Genomic DNA, 17,629 nt, shown 5'->3' with positions numbered 1-17,629 from the left:
TGCATACAAAAGTCAGGCGGGCATTCTAACGAACTGGCAAAATTTTGCTCTATCTTTTTTTACACAATCAGGTTAATATTCGCGCCCTGAAAATTAGCCAGTAACCAAACTGTAAAACAGGATTTTTTACGCTGTGTTGCTGCTGTTAACGTTAACGAACGACCGTAATCTCAGGAGCCTTACGTCATGCCTAATCTGGATCTGAGCCGCTACGGCATCACAGATGTCGAAGAAATTGTCCATAATCCGTCCTACGACCTGCTATTCGAAGAGGAAACTCGCGACGACCTGCAAGGTTATGAAAAAGGAACGGTAACGGACCTGGGTGCGGTTGCTGTCGATACCGGAATTTTCACCGGACGTTCCCCTAAAGACAAATACATTGTCCGCGATGACACAACTCGCGATACCGTCTGGTGGGCTGACCAAGGCAAAAACGACAACAAACCACTGTCGACCGAAACCTGGAATGAACTGAAAGGTTTGGTCACTGAGCAGTTGTCGCACAAACGTTTGTTTGTAGTGGATACCTATTGCGGTGCTAACGAAGACACTCGTCTTGCTGTTCGCTTCATTACCGAAGTGGCATGGCAGGCGCACTTCGTAAAAAACATGTTCATTCGCCCAAGCGAAGCAGAGCTGGAAAACTTTGAGCCAGACTTCGTTGTTATGAATGGTGCCAAGTGCATTAATCCTAAGTGGCAGGAACAGGAACTGAATTCAGAAAACTTTGTTGCGTTTAACTTAACTGAAAAAATTCAGCTAATTGGCGGCACCTGGTACGGCGGCGAAATGAAAAAAGGTATGTTCTCAATGATGAACTACTTCCTGCCGCTAAAAGGCATTGCTTCTATGCATTGCTCTGCTAACGTTGGTAAAGAAGGTGACGTGGCTGTTTTCTTCGGCTTGTCAGGCACAGGTAAAACCACCCTGTCGACTGACCCGAAACGCGCACTTATTGGTGACGACGAACACGGTTGGGATGACGACGGTGTATTCAACTTTGAAGGTGGCTGCTACGCAAAAACCATCAACTTGTCGAAAGAAGCGGAACCTGACATATACAACGCGATTCGCCGTGACGCACTATTAGAAAACGTTGCTGTCGATGACAACGGAATCGTTGATTTTGACGACAACTCGAAAACTGAAAACACTCGCGTGTCTTACCCTATTTACCACATTGACAACATTGTTAAGCCGGTGTCTAAAGCGGGTCACGCGAAGAAAGTTATTTTCCTGACAGCCGATGCCTTTGGCGTATTGCCTCCGGTTTCTAAGCTGACTAAAGAGCAAGCGCAGTATCATTTCTTGTCCGGTTTTACTGCTAAATTAGCCGGTACTGAGCGCGGTGTCACCGAGCCTACGCCAACCTTCTCAAGCTGTTTTGGCGCGGCGTTCTTAAGCCTGCACCCAACGCAGTACGCGGAAGTTTTAGTTAAGCGTATGGAAGCGGCTGGCGCAGAAGCTTACCTGGTTAACACCGGATGGAACGGCACTGGCAAGCGCATTTCTATTAAAGCGACGCGCGCTATTATTGATGCCATTTTAGATGGTTCAATTGAAGACGCTGAATTTGTGCAGTTGCCTCACTTTAACCTCGCTATGCCAACTGAGCTGGCCGGTGTTGAGGACAGTAGCATTCTGGACCCACGTAAAACATACGAAGATGACGGTGAGTGGGACGTTCGTGCGAAAGACTTAGCCGAACGTTTTGTTGCCAACTTTGAGAAATTTACTGATACTGATAACGGTAAAGCGCTGGTTGCCGCAGGCCCTCAGCTGTAAATTCATAGTTTGAAACAAATTAAAGGGCTCGTAACACTTGTTACGGGCCCTTTGTCTTTCTAAGATAGGCGCTTCTTAAGCAAATAACAGAAAAATAACATGCGCCTTTCAGTTAATAATGTCACTAAGCGTTACCGCACCGTAACGGCGGTAGACGCTATCTCCCTCGATATTCAGCCCGGCAAGATTCAGGCGTTACTCGGTCCTAACGGTGCCGGGAAGTCGTCCCTGGTTCGTATGCTGGTTGGCCTCACTCAGCCCGATGAGGGTGAGATCCTCGTTGAGAATAACGGCGAGAGTGTTGAGCTGACCTATCACGACTTTGCTTACCTGCCTGAAGACCGCGGTTTGTATCAGGACCGAACCATACTGGATAACCTGAATTACATTGCCAGTTTGCGCGGGTTGAAGCTAAGCGATATACGCAGCGATATTGATAGCTGGCTGGAGCGGTTTGAACTGACTGACCGTAAAGACGAGCCTTTGCGTCAGATGTCTAAGGGAAACCAGCAAAAAGTACAACTTATTGCCACGCTGCTGCACGACCCTCAACTGGTGATTCTGGATGAACCCTTTTCGGGTTTAGACCCGGTAAACCAGGAGCACGTGCTGACGGTTTTAAACGAGTTGCGCGAGCGCGGCAAAACGGTGGTGTTAAGTGCACACCAAATGGAGCTGGTTGAGCGTTTAGCCGACACCATGTTGTTAATGAATAAAGGACGGGCGGTAGCTCAGGGCAGCTTGCAGGAAATTCGCAATACCTTGCTGCCTGAGCCGGTTTACCGGGTAACAACCAATGCTCAGCTTGCGTTGGATAGCTGGCAGGGCGTGGAGCAAATAGAGTCCATGCGTAAAGTGAATGACGAGCAAGTGGAGATAACTTTTGAGGCGGATGCCGGTATAGATCAGTTGTGGCCACAACTGGCGCAGCAGGTTCCGATTAAAGCCTTTGCGCCTATTCAGCCCGGATTACACGATTTGTATCTGAATACGATTCGTCGGCAAGCGAGTGATGAGAAAAGCAGCGAGGAGGCGCAGTCATGAAACAGACGAGTCCGGGTTACTTTAAGCAGTTAAAAGCTATTTCGTGGTGGGAGTTTAAGCGCTTTTTTAAATGGAAGCAGGAACTTTTGTCTATTGTCATTTTGGTCGCCATTTTTGTCGTGAGCACTGGCTGGGGCGCAATAGCTCAACTTTTGTCAGATGAATATCACGGAGCTATTTTCTATGAAGAAGGCAAACCCCAGTCTTGGGAGTTTGAGGCCCCAAAAGACTTAAACCTTCGCAGTGCTGGCACCATGGAAGTAGAAAAGTGGAAAGCACAATTACCGGAAGAGCTAGATACATTAATTGTCATAACACCTGAATTAACCGCAAAAGTCTGGGTTAAGAAGTCTCAGACCTGGCAACAGGAATTGCGTAGCGAATTACAGGATCAACTGCAGGATCTGCGTATTCAGCAGTTACCACTGGCTCCGGAAGAAAAAGCGGTTATTGATGAAAAGCCGGATATAGCGTTTTCTATTGAAGAGAGCGAAGAAGCTTCTATTGATGATGCTACTGACAGCTCAGCCAGCATGTTACTGGTGGTTATAATGGTTGGCGTTTTTACCGGCTTCGGTTTGATGATGATGTCGATAACGGCAGAGAAACAACAGCGTGTAACTGAGCAGTTGCTGACTATCGTGACACCGACTCAGTGGATGGATGGCAAAATTATCGGCATTACCTTGCACAGCCTGAAATCGATGCTCTTTATTGGTTTAATGATTTTGGGCGTAAGCCTGGTGGTTGCGGCACTGTCCGATAAGAGCAGTTCAGGTCTGGACTGGGGTGTTGGCACGGGTCTGTTGAGTCTTATCTTTGTTTTATTGGGCACGGTCCTAATTAACGCCTTACTAGCGGGCTTTTCCGCAACCATCGATGACCCTAACCACTCCTCCCGCAGTACGGTGATGCTGGTACCTATGTTGCCAATATTTCTCAGCTTTAGTGTGGTAAGTGCGCCTGACTCGACCTTAGCTACGGTGATGAGCATTCTGCCTATTAGCTCCTTTGCGATGATGCCCGCACGCTTACTGCAGACTGACGTTGCGGTATGGGAATGGTTGCTGAGCCTGGTGTTACTAGCGGCCTTTGTCTACTGGATGCGAAATGTAGCGGGGCGTTTGTTCGCTATGGGGATTCAGTATTACGGAAAAGAACCGGGCTGGAAGGAAATTTGGCGGGCAGTTTCGGGTAAATAACAAAATTGCACTGACAAAAAAGCCGGGAGCTTCAAAATGAAGTATCCCGGCTTTTTATTCGGAGTCTGCTTTACTTAAGCTGTTCAGCGTGCGGCAGCTCAAACGATGGCTTCTCTTCTGCTTTTTCTACCAGGAAGGTATCCATCCAGCGCATAAAGCGCATGCTGTAGTCCAGCTGTGCCGCCACTTTGCGGTTACCATGGCCTTCGCCGGGGTATAACACCAAACGAACCGGTACCTTGCCGTGAGTTTTCAGGTAGCGGTAAAGCTCCATAGACTGTGAAGGGTGTACTCGGGTGTCTTCTTTACCATGCATAATAAGAATAGGCGTACGGGCATTTTCTGCGTGATAAATTGGGCTGCGCTCTAAGTACCATTCCCACTTGTCCCACGGATAGCTGCGGGCATGAACAGCGTGCATTTCTTTGGCAATGTCGGTGGTACCAAACTTAGATAAGTTGTCGCTGATACCCACAAACATAACGCTGGCTGCAAAGTGTTCGGTCTGTGCGGTTGCGCCCCAGGCCGAAGCGTAACCACCGTAAGACCCGCCGGTAATACCTACGCTCGACTCATCGGCTAAACCAATATCAACCAAGTGTTTTTTCGCATCAACAATGTCGTCGAACTCTTTACCCGCGTAGTCATTCTGACCCAGCTTAGAGAACTCGACACCACGACCGGTGCTGCCACGGTAGTTAGGGAAGAACAGGGCATAACCCTTGGCTGCGGCATGTTTAACCGGGGATGCATAGCGGTCTAACCAGCCATTGCTGTAATGCGATTCAGGGCCACCGTGAATTACCATCACGGTTGGGTAGGTTTTACCTTCTTCGTAGTCTTTCGGGTAGACCACAATGCCTTCCAGCTTAAGCCCGTCGCGCGCTTCATAGGTCACGGTTTCCTGACGTGGCATATCAATTTCATTCAGCCAGGGGTTAGAGTCGGTTAAACGCTCCAGACGGCCGTTGCTGTACTTAAACGCTTCGCTCGGGTGGCTAGGGCGGTGGCCTGTTAAAACAAACTCTGATTTACCGGCTTCAGCGTCCAGACTGGTGAAAATGGCTTCACCCAACTCTAACAGGCTGCGGCTTTCTAAAAACTTAAGCGTTAATGCCTGAACTTCGGTTTCGGTACCGCGGTGGCCTAACCAGATAATTTCTTCATCGGTACGCCAGCTAAAATCTTTGATAGAGCCTTTGTAGTCGGGCAACACGTTGCGGTGTTCTTGCTCGCGAGTGTCGTAAACAAATAAAGAACCAGCAGAAGGATCGTTGTAGTCAGCAGCACGGATCATGGCCAAATAACGACCGTCCGGTGAAAATTCTGCACGACCAAGCTTGCCCTCGCTGTCAAAAGAAGTGACTACTTCGCCGTCCAGACTAATAAGCTGATATTGGCTGCTCATGTAATTGTCATCGATAAGCGAAGTTGGTGCGGTACGAACCAGTAATTGTTCGTTATTCGGGTGGAAGCTAACCGAAAGCGCGTGCTGGTCGTTGACAGTAACTGCTTTAGCTTCGGCGTCTTCCTCACCCAGTGACACGTGGTAAACCTGCGTATAGGTTAAGTCTTCTTCGTAGACTTCGGCTTTAAAACCTTTTTTGGAAAGCTTTTCTTCATCGCTGTCTTTCGCGCCTGAAGACAAAAAGACAAGTTGCTCGCCGTCATCGCTTAACGCGTAGCCGCCAATATTACCGTCAAATTCAAACACCGACTGAATACCGCCGCCGTGCACAGGCATGCGGTAAAGCTCCTGATACTCATCGCCTTCTTCTTTAGCGGTAAAGTACAGGTATTCGCTTTGCGGACCAAAGCTGACCCGGCCGAACTTTTTGTCTTTACTCAGGTAAGACGTTTCTTCGCCTTCAGCATTAATAAGCACTAACTCACTGTAGCTGGAGCCGTCGTCGTCTTCGTACGGGGTACGGGGTGTTGAGCGGATAACCGCAGTGAATTGACCATCCGGCGACAGTTGAGCCGAACGAATGGCTTTGGTGGTTACGGTTTCCATTAGCGTCATCTCGCGGGCATCAATATCTGCCGCCCAGACCGCTAATGCCATACCGCCTACAGCACGTAAAAGCATAATGTTCTCCAGTCTCTTGTTCTGATTAAGATTGTTTTTTTATGACTCTCGTTTTAGTAATCGGCGAGTCGCTTCGGCGCCCCGGGCAACTAAGCGAACTTGCAGAATCGTTTTTTCGGTAATAATTTCGCGTTCTTCTTCGTCTACGTCAAAGCAGTCGGCTCCGGCGCTGAATACAATTTTGGCAATAGTGTCCGACTGTAACTCGGCCAATTCTCGGCTAAACGACTGTTCGTTCACTAAATAGTCTTCCAGTTCTGCCTTGAAGTGATCTATTTCGCGCACTACCGCCAAACGGAAACTGCGTGAACGACCGGAACGCTCCTGCAGCAATAATCTGAAGGTGGCAGTATTGTTTGCCACAAATTGCATAAAAGTTTCTATAGATACCCGAATAATAGAGCCGCCGGATTCAATGCGCTGACGCGCCTGGCGTAATAGTTGGCGTAAAGCCAGGCCGCATTCGTCGACCAAAGTGAGTCCTAACTCATCCATGTCACGAAAGTGTCTGTAGAATGACGTGGGGGCAATTCCGGCTTCGCGCGCGACCTCTCTCAGGCTCAAACTCGAGAAACCGTTTTCGGCGCTTAATTGGTTCATTGCCGCGTTAATTAACGCCTGTCGGGTTTTCTCTTTCTGCTTTGCGCGAATTCCGGCCATAGTCGTATAGTCATCTTTGCGTGTATATTAAGAATGATAACACAGCTTTTTACACTTTTACCGCTTGTAATTTGAACACGAAACACGTAAATTCAGCGTACAGGTGTACGCTATTAGACGCCTGCCTTTATTTGAATGTTTTAGGTTATATGCATGCAAAAGATTTCTGAAAAGCCCCCCATTATCTGGTTAAACACCCTGGTGTTCTCTATTACCTTTATTGTCGCCATTGTTGGTGTACCTTTATACGCATACAGCGTTGGCATTGGTGCCGCGTTTTGGTGGGTTATGTTGGGCACGGCGTGTTTCGCCGGCTTATCTATTACTGCGGGCTATCATCGCCTGTGGGCGCATCGTACATACGATGCAAACCCGGTAATTCGTTTTATTTTTGCCATTGGCGGTGCGGTTGCGCTGCAGAACAGTGCGCTTCACTGGTCTTCTGACCACCGTGAGCACCACAAGCACGTTGATGACAACGACAAAGACCCGTATTCAGCTAAGCGAGGCTTCTGGTACTCGCATATTGGCTGGATGATCCGTGAATATCAGGCGAGCCGTTATACTGACTACGATAACGTTAAAGACCTGCAGAAAGACCCAATTGTTATGTGGCAGCACAAGTATTACTTGCCGCTAACTCTGTTTGTGAACTTTGGCTGGCCAATTGCCGCCGGTTTCATGCTGGGCGACGTGTGGGCAGGATTGTTGGTTATTGGCGTGTTGCGCCTGGTGCTAAACCACCACACCACTTTCTTTATTAACTCGCTGGCGCATATTTGGGGTAAACAGCCTTATACCGACAAAAACACTGCGCGCGACAATGGCGTGCTGGCGTTTCTGACGTTTGGCGAGGGTTACCATAATTACCACCACATTTTTGCCGCGGATTATCGTAACGGTATTCGCTGGTGGCAGTTCGACCCAACTAAATGGCTGATCGTAGCCAGTAAATGGCTGGGTCTGGCGAAAAACTTAAAGCGCAGCTCGCCGTATCAGGTCGAGCGGGCGAAACTGCAAATGCAGTTAAAACGAGCTCAGCTGAAAGCTCAGGCAGCGCCGGAATCTTTGTTTGAAAGGGCTCAGGAGCATTATGACCAGATGGGCCAGCAGTTGAAGGCTTATTATCAGGCTCGTAAAAAGCTTCTGGATACTAAAGCTAAAGCCTTGAAAGAACATGTGCATCACGATATTGATGCGTTGAAGCGTCAAGTGGATGAAATGAAGGCTTCGCTGGAAATGCAAAAACGCTCCTGGAAAGCGCTATTAAATCAAATTCAGCAGCACGCGTAATTATTGGTTGAAATTGCGACGAATGGCATTTGTCAGTACTTGAAAATGTTTAAAATATAAACGATACTGACAAATACATTCGTAGTAACACGCCCTAGTGTGTGGGAGGAAACGATGGAAATTGGTGTAGCAATGAACTCAGGCCTGCAGGGTATGCAACGTGCAAACCAGCAGGTATCACAAGCGAGTCAGGAAATTGCGTCTGCTTCAACATCGGGTCGTAATGATGTTCAGCAGCAAGGTAATGCTAATGCCAATGGTGCTCAGGCCGCAACAGAGACTGCGTCTGAAACCAGTCAAAGCGTTACGGCTGCCAACACAACTGATTCTCTGGTTTCATTGAACCAAGGGCAGACCAACTTTGAGTCAAACACCCGTACGGTAGAAACTGCCGACGAGATGTTGGGCACAATGATTGATACCAGCGCTTAATGTTCTAACATGAATATCTCACCAGCGTTACCGCCTATTCCTGTAACGTCGGCACCACCTGCGGAGTCGATGAACAGGGATAATTTGCAGCGACCGCTGGTGAATGAACCTGCCAAATCTGATCAATCCAGTAATAAAGCCGATACCCAGGCCGACAGAAAACCTGACGCGAAAGCTGATGGAAAGCCTGACAGCAAAAAAGCCACCGACAAAGCTAGCAAAGAAGTTACTGACAATGCTGAAAAGAATCAGCAGAAGCTCAGTGAAGAAGAAGTTGAAAAAGTCGATGAGCTAAAAAGCCGTGATCAGGAAGTTCGTGTACACGAACAAGCCCACGCGGCAGTTGGCGGCCAGCATGCTGGCTCGCCTTCCTATGAATACGAACGCGGGCCTGACGGTAAGTCTTATGCTGTGGGCGGCGAAGTTCAAATAGATGTCAGCCCGGTTAACGGTGATCCGCAAGCGACCATTCAAAAAATGCAGTTGGTACGTCGCGCGGCATTAGCGCCGGCACAACCTTCTGCTGCCGACCGTTCAATTGCTGCCGAAGCGGCTAATAAAGCCACGCAGGCTCGGGCGGAATTAGCCCAAATGCAAGTTGAGGCAAGCGAAAGCGGTGAGGAAGGCGAGAAACAAAACCCCGATATCAGTATTAACGCGCCGTTTAATAAAAGTCTGGAAGGTGAAAATAAAGGCGGTTCTAGTAGCCAATCCGCGTCATCAGGTGCTGTAACACCTGCCGAAGAAGGTAGAAAAACGCTTTCATCGTCCGAACGTGGCGAAATGATTTCTTCATTTTACGATAAGCGCGTTCGTCCTTCCGTGGACTCATTCAGCGCTACCGCTTAACTATTCCTGTTTAATCTTTCTTCGCTTTTGCAAAGGCGTCTGCTAATGCACTGCCCATTGCTGAGTTTTGTGGCTGTGGCGCACGACCACCATTGCCTGAAGGTTTTTTCTTAGGTCCGCTTCCGGTTTTCGCTTTAGGCTTGTCGCTGCCTGCGGTATTGGCTGGGGCTTCATCGCTCAGGCGCATGGTTAAGCCAATACGTTTACGCTCAATGTCCACTTCCAGCACTTTTACCTTCACAATGTCGCCGGCTTTAACCACTTCGCGCGGGTCGCTGACGAACTTGTCCGCCAGTGCTGAAATGTGCACCAGACCGTCCTGATGCACGCCAACATCAATAAAGGCACCAAAGTTCGCCACGTTAGTTACCACACCTTCCAGCAACATGCCGGGCTTCAGATCACTGACTTTCTCAACGCCTTCTTTAAACTCTGCCATTTTGAATTCAGGACGCGGGTCGCGGCCGGGTTTTTCCAGTTCGGACAAAATGTCGGTAACCGTTGGCAGACCAAAGCGCTCATCGGTGTAGTCTTTAGCGTTCAAGGTTTTAATCAATTGCTGATTACCAATAAGTTCCTGTACCGGAATTGAATTGGTTTTGGCAATGCGTTCAACCACAGTATAAGCCTCGGGGTGAACCGAGGAGGCGTCCAGTGGTTGTTCGCCGTTACTAATGCGTAAGAAGCCTGCTGCCTGTTCAAAGGCTTTTGGTCCCATGCGCGCAACATCCAGCAATTGCTTACGATTACGGAACGCACCATGCGCATCGCGGTGCTCAACTAAGTTCTTCGCCAAAGTTTTCGATAAGCCGGATACGCGCTGCAGCAACGCGGCAGAAGCCATATTGGCATCTACACCCACGGCGTTTACGCAGTCTTCAACCACCGCATCCAGACTTTGCGCCAGTTGTGACTGACTCACGTCGTGCTGGTATTGGCCTACACCAATAGACTTAGGCTCAATCTTCACCAGCTCTGCCAACGGATCCTGCAAGCGGCGGGCAATAGAGACTGCACCACGTAGCGACACGTCCATATTCGGGAATTCCTGCGCAGCCAGTTCAGACGCCGAGTAAACCGAAGCACCGGCTTCGTTCACTATAACCTTAGTGGCTTTAATGTCGCTGTGTTGTTTCAGCATGTCGCCGACCATTTTGTCGGTCTCGCGCGAGTGGGTGCCGTTACCAATGCTGATAAGCTCCACTTTGTACTGCTTGCACAAGGTAGCCAGCGTACGCATGGCTTTGTCCATTTGGTTCTGCGGCTGGAACGGGAATACGGTGTTAGTGGCAACCGCTTTACCGGTTTCGTCTACCACCGCAACCTTAACACCGGTACGAACACCCGGATCTAAGCCCATGGTGGTTTTAGCCCCGGCAGGTGCCGCCATCAGTAAGTCTTTTAGGTTGCTGGCAAATACCTGAATGGCCGCTTCCTCAGCACGCTCGCGTACACGGGCCATTAGCTCTGTTTCCATATGCAGTGACAATTTCACCCGCCAGGTCCATTGAATAACCTGACGCAACCAGTCGTCGGCAGCGCGGCCTTTGTGCTCAAAGTTCAGGAAGTCCGCCACAATGACTTCGCAATGTGAGCCGGCGGTTTTATCTTCACTGCCCGGGGCAGCGTCCATAGAAAGCTGTAAAAAGCCTTCGTTACGGCCACGCAACAAAGCCAGCGTGCGGTGCGAAGGGATGGTTTTAAACAGTTCAGAGAACTCAAAATAGTCGCGGAACTTAGCGCCTTCTTTCTCTTTACCCGCCGCAACTGTGCTGGTTAGGTGCGCGTTCTGCCATAAGTGCGAACGCAAACGTTTTAGTAACTCCGCCTGCTCGGCAAAGCGCTCCATTAAAATAGCGCGGGCACCGTCGAGTACCGCTTTCGTATCGGCAAAGCCTTTGTCGGCGTCAATGTATTCTGCCGCGGCCAGCTCCGGGTTCTGAGTTGGTTCTTTCCACAGCATGTCTGCCAGCGGTTCAAGCCCTGCTTCAATGGCAATTTGCCCCTTGGTGCGACGCTTCGGTTTGTAGGGCAGGTATAAATCTTCCAACTCGGTTTTCGAGTCTGCGGTTTTAATGCTCTGAGTCAGTTCGTCGGTCAGTTTGCCTTGCTCGTCAATGGACTTGAGTATCACCTGGCGGCGGTCATCCAGCTCGCGCAGGTAGTTAAGACGCTGATGCAGCTGACGCAATTGCGTGTCATCTAAGCCGCCGGTCACTTCCTTACGGTAGCGCGCAATAAAGGGCACCGTTGAGCCTTCATCCAGCAACTGGATAACAGACGAAATCTGGCGTTCATCAACCTTCAGTTCATTAGCAAGTAATTGCGGTATCTGGCTCATAGTACATCTCTTAGTTTTGAAACTTTACGACAAATAATGGGGACGAATACTATCACGAATTGGCTACGCGGGCTGTTGGTAACTTATCTTATTAATAAACCAGACTTTACTGCCCTGAGGCGTGTTAACTTCCGCCTCGTCGTCCACCTGCTTTTTCAGCAATGCACGCGCCATAGGCGAATCAATAGACACCGCGTCTTTGCGATCATAAATTTCATCTGGCCCGACAATTTGAAAGGCGCGAACATTCTCTTCCTCGTCCTCAATTTCTACCCAGGCACCAAAAAACACCTTGCCGTCTTGTTGTGGCGAGTAATACACCACCTTCACCTGCTCTAGACGCTTGGTTAAGTAACGAATGCGGCCATCAATTTTACGCAGCTTCTGCTTATTGTATTTGTAATCCGCGTTCTCAGATCTATCGCCTAAGCTCGCCGCCCACGACACCTTCTCCACTGTTTCGCGGCGCTCCACCCGCCAAAGGTGTTCAAGCTCCTGCTGCAACTTTTCATAACCGCCAAGGGTAATTAAATTGGTTTTCATACGCTTATTCGTTACTGCCTGCGTTTAAAGATAACTCATGATTTTACTGGGTTATTGCTCCGAAGGAAATGGCAGCGAGGGGAATGTTAGATTGTCTAGCGGGCTAGACGTACCAGCGTAATGTTGACCAATAACATGCGTATATATTTGAGTGGTTTTAACATCGTTATGGCCCAGCAGCTCATGAACCGTACGAATATCGCAACCGCCTTGTAGCAAGTGCGTGGCGAAGGAGTGACGAAAGGTATGACAATTTACCTTTTTATAAACCTTTGCTTGAACGACTGCTGGTTTAAGGGCCTTTCTAATGACGCTACTGTGAAGATGATGTCGACAAAGAACGCCGGTGTAAGGGTGTGCGCACAAGGAAGTTGATGGAAAGACAAACATCCAACCGGGTTGCTTAAAAGCGTTGGGATATTTTCTATCAAGCGCACTAGGTAAGGATGGGCCGACACCTTTTTTGTTATCATCAGCTTGTACCTTTAATGCTGTACTTATCGCCTCCTTAATCTGAGGAACTAAGCGTTCGCTCAACAACGTTTGCCGGTCTTTTTTACCTTTTCCATCACGAATAGTAAGAGAAAGATTTTCTAGGTTTACATCCTGAACTCGTAAGCCTAGTGCCTCACTTATTCTAAGACCGCTACCGTAAAGCAACTCGATAACTAAGCGATTACGTCCGGTTAATTGGCTCAAAATATCGATGACTTCGCTGGGCGATAAAACAACAGGTAACTGTCGCTGTTTGGTTGCTAAACTGAAGTTTAAATCGCCGAGTTTTTTGCCAAGAGCTTTATGATAGAGATAGACCAAAGCATTAAGCGCCGTTTTCTGAGTATTTATGGCGACATGGCGTTCGTTAGCTAGCCAACTTAGAAACTCTCGAACTTCATTACTGCCCAGTTTTTTAGGGTGCTGTTTTTTATGAAAATAAATGTACTGACGAATCCAGCCTAAGTAGGACTTCTCTGTTCTTAAACTGTAACCACGTAAACGCATATCAGCGCGTATTTGTTCAATAAATGGGCTAGGCATAAACTCTCATCCTTGAGTTTTGAAATTAGCCATTAACTTTAGCCTAACTTGCGGCTCACTTTTGTCAGCAATATTGCATAGTTTGTTGTTGTATTGCGTATTTAACTCGTTTAATGTCAGTTACATAATAAAAAAGTAAAGTTGGATATTGTGCACTCGTGAGATCAAAAATGAGCATGCTCGAATTAGTTTGTCTGTTTTTGGTGGTTTTTTTGAAAAATAAAACGAGTTATTAAAGGGTTGCAAAGAAAAAGGGAGCAATTTAATGAACGCGCAAAGTGCGCACGCACAATATACAAATGTTAGGCATTCACGGAGGAAAGATGCATTCTGCTAGTAATAAGTACCTTCTGACTGCGGCGATATGTTGTTTCGTTGCAGCACTTGCTCATCTGGGCTGTATTGTATTCGGAGGCGATTGGTATCGTTTCTTCGGTGCAGGTGAACAGATGGCTCTGATGGCAGAGCAAGGGCTTTGGTATCCGACAATTGTAACCTCTGTCGTTGTCATGTTGCTTTTGGTTTGGGCGCTTTATGGCCTGTCAGGCGCGGGCGCAATTAAACGTTTACCTCTGACAAAATTAGCGCTAATCCTCATTGCTGGTATATTTTTACTTCGTGGCATTTCCTTCGTCGGCTTAATGCCAATGTTCCCAGAAAACAGTCTGACGTTTTGGTTAATTAGTTCTGGTATATGTTTGTTTATTGGCGGCCTGTTTGCTGTTGGTTCATGGCAGCAGTGGTCAGTTTTAGGTGGCAAAAATGCCTAACAATACGCATCACTCGCTTCCGTTGGTCGCTGGGACGCCAACCCGCTGCGCGGCTCGTCGCCCGTGTGCTTTGCGTTAGGCAGAAAGCTTAGTTTTAATTATTGCTTCCTTAGCTGCTGATAATTCGAAGGGGTCATTTTCATTTTTTGTTTGAAGAGGCGACGAAATACACTATCGTCTGAATAACCTAGAGAGAAAGCGATCTCTTTTACCGATTTGTTGGTAGTGACCAATAATGTACATGCATGGCTTATTCGAACTCCATCAATAAAGGCTTTGGGTGTTTCACCTGTTAGCTCTTTTAGCCTCCGGTTTAATGTGCGCTCAGAAACGGCCATGATTTTGGATAAGTCTTTAGCATTCATCGTTTGATAGTGCGCCTTACGAATGGCGTATTCTGCTTTTGCTAAAAATGAGTTTTTTGAAGTTTGATAACCTTCTGGTACATACAAATTTTGAGACTTAGGTATTGCATCAACCACTGAAAAATCAGCGACTACTTTTGCGGTTTCGGCACCCGCTAGCTTTTTGACTATATGGAGTGTAATCGTTACCCAAGACAGTGGGCCACCCGCAGTAATAATCCCTCTATCATCAATTAATTCGCTGGCCCACTCTGCACTTGCTCTAGGGAATCGTTGTTTTAATTCATCATGTAACCACCATGTGGTGGTGCATCGCTTACCATTCAGAACCCCTGCTTCACCGAGCGCAAATACGCCACTGCATGAACCGCATACCAGTGCGCCTTGTTGGTAGCGCGCGCGCAACCAAGATTGCGTCTTCGAGTTGGTCATAATTTGTGGTGGGCAGCCTTCTCCATTGGGGATGAAGCCAGGTACTAAAATAGCATCGCAGTGATCAATGGAACCAAGATCAGAGTCAGCCTCAAAAGCTCGTCCGTGTCCATCTGTGATAGGCTTTCCATCATGGCTCGCCAATTTGACGGTTGGATTCCAGTCTACATTGCCAGAATCGCTATCTTCAGATTTTTGAAAAAAGTTCAAACCGCTTAATGCCATCATATCATTTATGCCCATTAGGGCTGATGGTAGTACGCCTTCAATAGCTAGAATCACAATTGTCGTCATAAATTAAGGTTTATCTGTGTTTGGCAAATATTGCACGTATAGTGTCTTTTTTGCCTATGCGGGTCAAGTGATTTTAAGGCATAGAATTGTGCTTCAATTCAAACATGAGGACAAAAAGATGAAAGTACCGAACCTAATGCGTAGCGCGACAGTTTATTTAGCAACATCGCTTTTTATTTTAACCAATGCATCACTATCACATGCTCAAAACACACTACACCAGGAGCCAACCATGAAAGAAGCAACTTATATTCCATTTACAGCTAAATCTGAGCAGGACAAAAACCTAGCTAATTTTCTGACTGAAGGCGCAAAGCTCGTCACTCAAACTGAGCCTAATACCTTATATTGGTATGCACTTAAAAAAACAGACGGTAGTTTTGGTATTTTTGATTTTTTCCCAAATGCAGCCGGTAGAGAAGAGCATTTCGTTGGGCAAGTGGCTGCTGCATTAAATGAGAATGCAGACATCTTAGTTGCCCAAGGCTGGGATAAAGGCGTTGTCGCTAATATCACTGATTCTGCTGTCTTATCATACAAAGAACCGAGTGAAAATTCGCTAAGCGCAACTCAAGCGACTTATATTGTGCTTAACGCACAAGCAGGCAAAGAGCAAGCACTAGAGGAGTTATTAACAGGGGCAGCTTCTGTTATCGAGCAAACAGAGCCAAAGACGTTGTTATGGACAGCACTTAAATTAAACGATAACACGTTTGGCATTTTTGATACCTTTACTGATGAAAGTGGCAGAGAAGCTCATTTTGCCGGCAAAGTTGCTGCCGCACTCAACGCTCAAGCTGACGACCTTGTTGTGGGAGGCTGGGAAAACGGTGTTCTACCCAATATTCACAACTTTGAAGTTATCGCAGAAGCAGAAAAATAATTTTTAACCCCTAATTTGCTAAGTTACAATATGCCTAACAAGTTAATTGTGTGGGATGCGCTAAACGCGCACCCCACATTATGGTGTTAAATTTTCAATCGGGTTTAGTGATGAATATTGAGATCGTAGAAAAAGCAGATTACCTTAAGCTGATAGAAATCTGGGAAGCGTCGGTCAGGGCAACGCATGATTTTCTGGCTGAAGATGATCTACAGGAGTTAAAGCCGTTAATTCTGGAGCAGTATTTTGGCGCAGTTGATTTAAGGTGCGCTAAAAGCGGTAACGGTGAAATTCAGGGATTCAGTGGAGTACATGACGGTAATATTGAGATGTTGTTCATCTCACCTGATGCACGAGGGAAAGGCATTGGTGCCATGTTGGCGGCCCATGCTATCGAAGAGCTGGGAGCATCTAAGGTCGATGTAAACGAGCAGAATGAACAGGCGGTGGGTTTTTATCAGCATATTGGCTTTAAAGTGAGAGATCGGTCACCAGTCGATGGCCAGGGTAAGCCATATCCGCTGTTGCATATGGCGCTATAAAAATTTAACAAGGCCTGGCACGCGCGGCTATTTAACATAAGGAAATAAAATGTATCAGGGTAGCTGTTTGTGCGGTGCTGTAACAATAGAAGTACATGGTGGTATTGATTCAATTATTTACTGCCATTGCTCAATGTGTAGAAAAAGCAGTGGCACTGCATACGCGACAAATGGTTTTGTAGCTAAAGCGGGTCTCCTAATTAAAACTGGCGAGGAGCAAATTAATTATTATGAAATTGCTCCTGGCAAGAAACGGCATTTCTGTAGCGTCTGTGCATCGCCAATTTTTAGCAGTAACGACGAATCACCAGAACTATTACGCTTACGGTTAGGCATTTTAGATACTGATATTGTGGAGAGGCCGATATCGCACAATTTTGTATCTTCTAGCGCAAACTGGGATGATATTGATGCAGAACTACCTCGGTACAATGGGCATGAACCAAGCCGTGCAGTTAAGAAGTAGAAGCAAAGAGTGCCAACAAACAAGTCTTATCGCCGGCAAAAGGCGCTGGCTGCGACATCAACCCGCTGCGCGGCTTTCCGCGCTAAATTTAGGCGTTTTACGGTTTATCGGGCGCGGGGGCCATTAAGCGTTTGCCTTTTACAAAGTTAGCGTTAATTCTTATTGCCGGAATATTCTTACTGCGTGGTGTTTTCTTTGTAGGGTTAATGCCAATGTTCCCAGAAAATAGCCCAACGTTTTGGTTAATTAGCTCAGGTATCTGTTTGTCTATTGGTGGGCTTTTTGCTTTAGGTGTTTGGCAGCAATGGTCAATTCTAGGTCGTAAGACTGCCTAACAATGTGTTGTACTAGCGGCCAGTCGCTCGTGTGCGCGGCGTTACGTGTATTGAAACTGGAGGCTCCGTGAAGCCTGAAATAAGGGATAAATTTTCGACATACCCTGACAAGGCGAAGAAGCAGCTTATAGCCGTTCGTCAGCTCATTCTTGACGTCGCAGAAGAAAACGATTTGGATACAGTTGAAGAAGCTCTTAAGTGGGGCGAGGCCAGCTACCTGGTAAAAGGCGGCACTGCGATTCGCTTGGATTGGAAGCCAAAGA

At 47.4% G+C, this 17,629-nt stretch carries 17 protein-coding genes and 1 pseudogene; 12 read left to right on the top strand and 6 right to left on the bottom strand.

Translation table 11 applies throughout. The features are described from left to right. Positions 1 to 186: 186 nt before the first annotated feature. The 3 genes from pckA (at position 187) to RJ32_RS02765 (ending at position 4,034) form a co-directional block, all read left to right on the top strand. Positions 187 to 1,788, top strand: coding sequence for a phosphoenolpyruvate carboxykinase (ATP) (gene pckA, locus RJ32_RS02775; protein WP_034818891.1), 1,602 nt, complete (start codon positions 187 to 189; stop codon positions 1,786 to 1,788). A gap of 99 nt (positions 1,789 to 1,887) precedes the next feature. Continuing rightward, positions 1,888 to 2,832 (top strand): ABC transporter ATP-binding protein, encoded by a 945-nt coding sequence (locus tag RJ32_RS02770; RefSeq protein ID WP_034818889.1) that lies wholly within the window; start codon positions 1,888 to 1,890, stop codon positions 2,830 to 2,832. Beyond that, positions 2,829 to 4,034 (top strand): ABC transporter permease, encoded by a 1,206-nt coding sequence (locus tag RJ32_RS02765; protein ID WP_034818888.1) that lies wholly within the window; start codon positions 2,829 to 2,831, stop codon positions 4,032 to 4,034. Before RJ32_RS02770 ends, RJ32_RS02765 begins: the two co-directional genes overlap by 4 nt. A gap of 70 nt (positions 4,035 to 4,104) precedes the next feature. Here RJ32_RS02765 and RJ32_RS02760 read toward each other — a convergent pair whose 3' ends face one another. Both RJ32_RS02760 and fabR read right to left on the bottom strand, forming a co-directional pair. Next, positions 4,105 to 6,123, bottom strand: coding sequence for a S9 family peptidase (locus RJ32_RS02760; RefSeq protein ID WP_034818887.1), 2,019 nt, complete (start codon positions 6,121 to 6,123; stop codon positions 4,105 to 4,107). A gap of 39 nt (positions 6,124 to 6,162) precedes the next feature. Further along, entirely contained in the window at positions 6,163 to 6,783 is a 621-nt protein-coding gene (gene fabR, locus RJ32_RS02755; RefSeq protein ID WP_011233539.1) for an HTH-type transcriptional repressor FabR, read from the bottom strand. A 153-nt stretch (positions 6,784 to 6,936) separates the two neighbouring features. Here fabR and RJ32_RS02750 point away from each other — a divergent pair, with 153 nt between their 5' ends. The 3 genes from RJ32_RS02750 to RJ32_RS02740 all read left to right on the top strand — a co-directional run bounded on the left by RJ32_RS02750 (position 6,937) and on the right by RJ32_RS02740 (position 9,357). Continuing rightward, the gene (locus tag RJ32_RS02750) at positions 6,937 to 8,076 is read left to right on the top strand and encodes a fatty acid desaturase (protein ID WP_011233540.1); all 1,140 of its coding nucleotides are present in this window, start codon (positions 6,937 to 6,939) and stop codon (positions 8,074 to 8,076) included. A gap of 114 nt (positions 8,077 to 8,190) precedes the next feature. Then, the gene (locus tag RJ32_RS02745) at positions 8,191 to 8,508 is read left to right on the top strand and encodes a hypothetical protein (RefSeq protein WP_034818886.1); all 318 of its coding nucleotides are present in this window, start codon (positions 8,191 to 8,193) and stop codon (positions 8,506 to 8,508) included. Positions 8,509 to 8,577: 69 nt separating this feature from the next. Beyond that, positions 8,578 to 9,357 carry a putative metalloprotease CJM1_0395 family protein gene (locus tag RJ32_RS02740; RefSeq protein ID WP_011233542.1) on the top strand — a complete coding sequence of 260 codons (780 nt, stop codon included), beginning with the start codon at positions 8,578 to 8,580 and terminating at the stop codon, positions 9,355 to 9,357. A gap of 10 nt (positions 9,358 to 9,367) precedes the next feature. On the opposite strand, the gene RJ32_RS02735 is transcribed toward RJ32_RS02740, so the two are convergent. The 3 genes from RJ32_RS02735 to RJ32_RS02725 all read right to left on the bottom strand — a co-directional run bounded on the left by RJ32_RS02735 (position 9,368) and on the right by RJ32_RS02725 (position 13,279). After that, positions 9,368 to 11,698 carry a Tex family protein gene (locus RJ32_RS02735; RefSeq protein WP_034818885.1) on the bottom strand — a complete coding sequence of 777 codons (2,331 nt, stop codon included), beginning with the start codon at positions 11,696 to 11,698 and terminating at the stop codon, positions 9,368 to 9,370. Positions 11,699 to 11,761: 63 nt separating this feature from the next. After that, positions 11,762 to 12,241: a transcription elongation factor GreB gene (gene greB / locus RJ32_RS02730; protein ID WP_034818884.1), complete on the bottom strand. Its 480-nt coding sequence runs from the start codon at positions 12,239 to 12,241 to the stop codon at positions 11,762 to 11,764. A gap of 51 nt (positions 12,242 to 12,292) precedes the next feature. Continuing rightward, positions 12,293 to 13,279: an integron integrase gene (locus RJ32_RS02725; protein WP_051018718.1), complete on the bottom strand. Its 987-nt coding sequence runs from the start codon at positions 13,277 to 13,279 to the stop codon at positions 12,293 to 12,295. 323 nt (positions 13,280 to 13,602) lie between these two features. Here RJ32_RS02725 and RJ32_RS02720 point away from each other — a divergent pair, with 323 nt between their 5' ends. Further along, the gene (locus RJ32_RS02720; RefSeq protein WP_034818883.1) at positions 13,603 to 14,049 is read left to right on the top strand and encodes a hypothetical protein; all 447 of its coding nucleotides are present in this window, start codon (positions 13,603 to 13,605) and stop codon (positions 14,047 to 14,049) included. A 98-nt stretch (positions 14,050 to 14,147) separates the two neighbouring features. On the opposite strand, the gene RJ32_RS02715 is transcribed toward RJ32_RS02720, so the two are convergent. Then, positions 14,148 to 15,140, bottom strand: a complete 993-nt coding sequence (locus RJ32_RS02715; protein WP_034818881.1) for a GlxA family transcriptional regulator — start codon at positions 15,138 to 15,140, stop codon at positions 14,148 to 14,150. A 232-nt stretch (positions 15,141 to 15,372) separates the two neighbouring features. Between RJ32_RS02715 and RJ32_RS02710 the strand changes: the two genes are divergently transcribed. The 5 genes and pseudogenes from RJ32_RS02710 to RJ32_RS14860 form a co-directional block, all read left to right on the top strand. After that, on the top strand, positions 15,373 to 16,023 hold the full coding sequence (locus RJ32_RS02710) for a putative quinol monooxygenase (RefSeq protein WP_051018717.1): 651 nt from the start codon (positions 15,373 to 15,375) through the stop codon (positions 16,021 to 16,023). A gap of 110 nt (positions 16,024 to 16,133) precedes the next feature. Next, positions 16,134 to 16,565: an acetyltransferase gene (locus RJ32_RS02705; RefSeq protein ID WP_034819122.1), complete on the top strand. Its 432-nt coding sequence runs from the start codon at positions 16,134 to 16,136 to the stop codon at positions 16,563 to 16,565. Positions 16,566 to 16,614: 49 nt separating this feature from the next. Further along, positions 16,615 to 17,031 (top strand): GFA family protein, encoded by a 417-nt coding sequence (locus RJ32_RS02700; RefSeq protein ID WP_034818878.1) that lies wholly within the window; start codon positions 16,615 to 16,617, stop codon positions 17,029 to 17,031. A 131-nt stretch (positions 17,032 to 17,162) separates the two neighbouring features. Beyond that, positions 17,163 to 17,366, top strand: coding sequence for a hypothetical protein (locus tag RJ32_RS14460; RefSeq protein ID WP_227016364.1), 204 nt, complete (start codon positions 17,163 to 17,165; stop codon positions 17,364 to 17,366). Positions 17,367 to 17,433: 67 nt separating this feature from the next. Beyond that, positions 17,434 to 17,629: pseudogene (locus tag RJ32_RS14860) on the top strand (DUF1801 domain-containing protein); the annotation flags it as partial.

The sequence above is a fragment of the Idiomarina sp. 28-8 genome (assembly GCF_000320945.2).
GTDB lineage: Bacteria > Pseudomonadota > Gammaproteobacteria > Enterobacterales > Alteromonadaceae > Idiomarina > Idiomarina loihiensis.
Note: the sequence above shows the minus strand (reverse complement) of the source record. Positions and strands in the feature narration are given on the sequence as shown.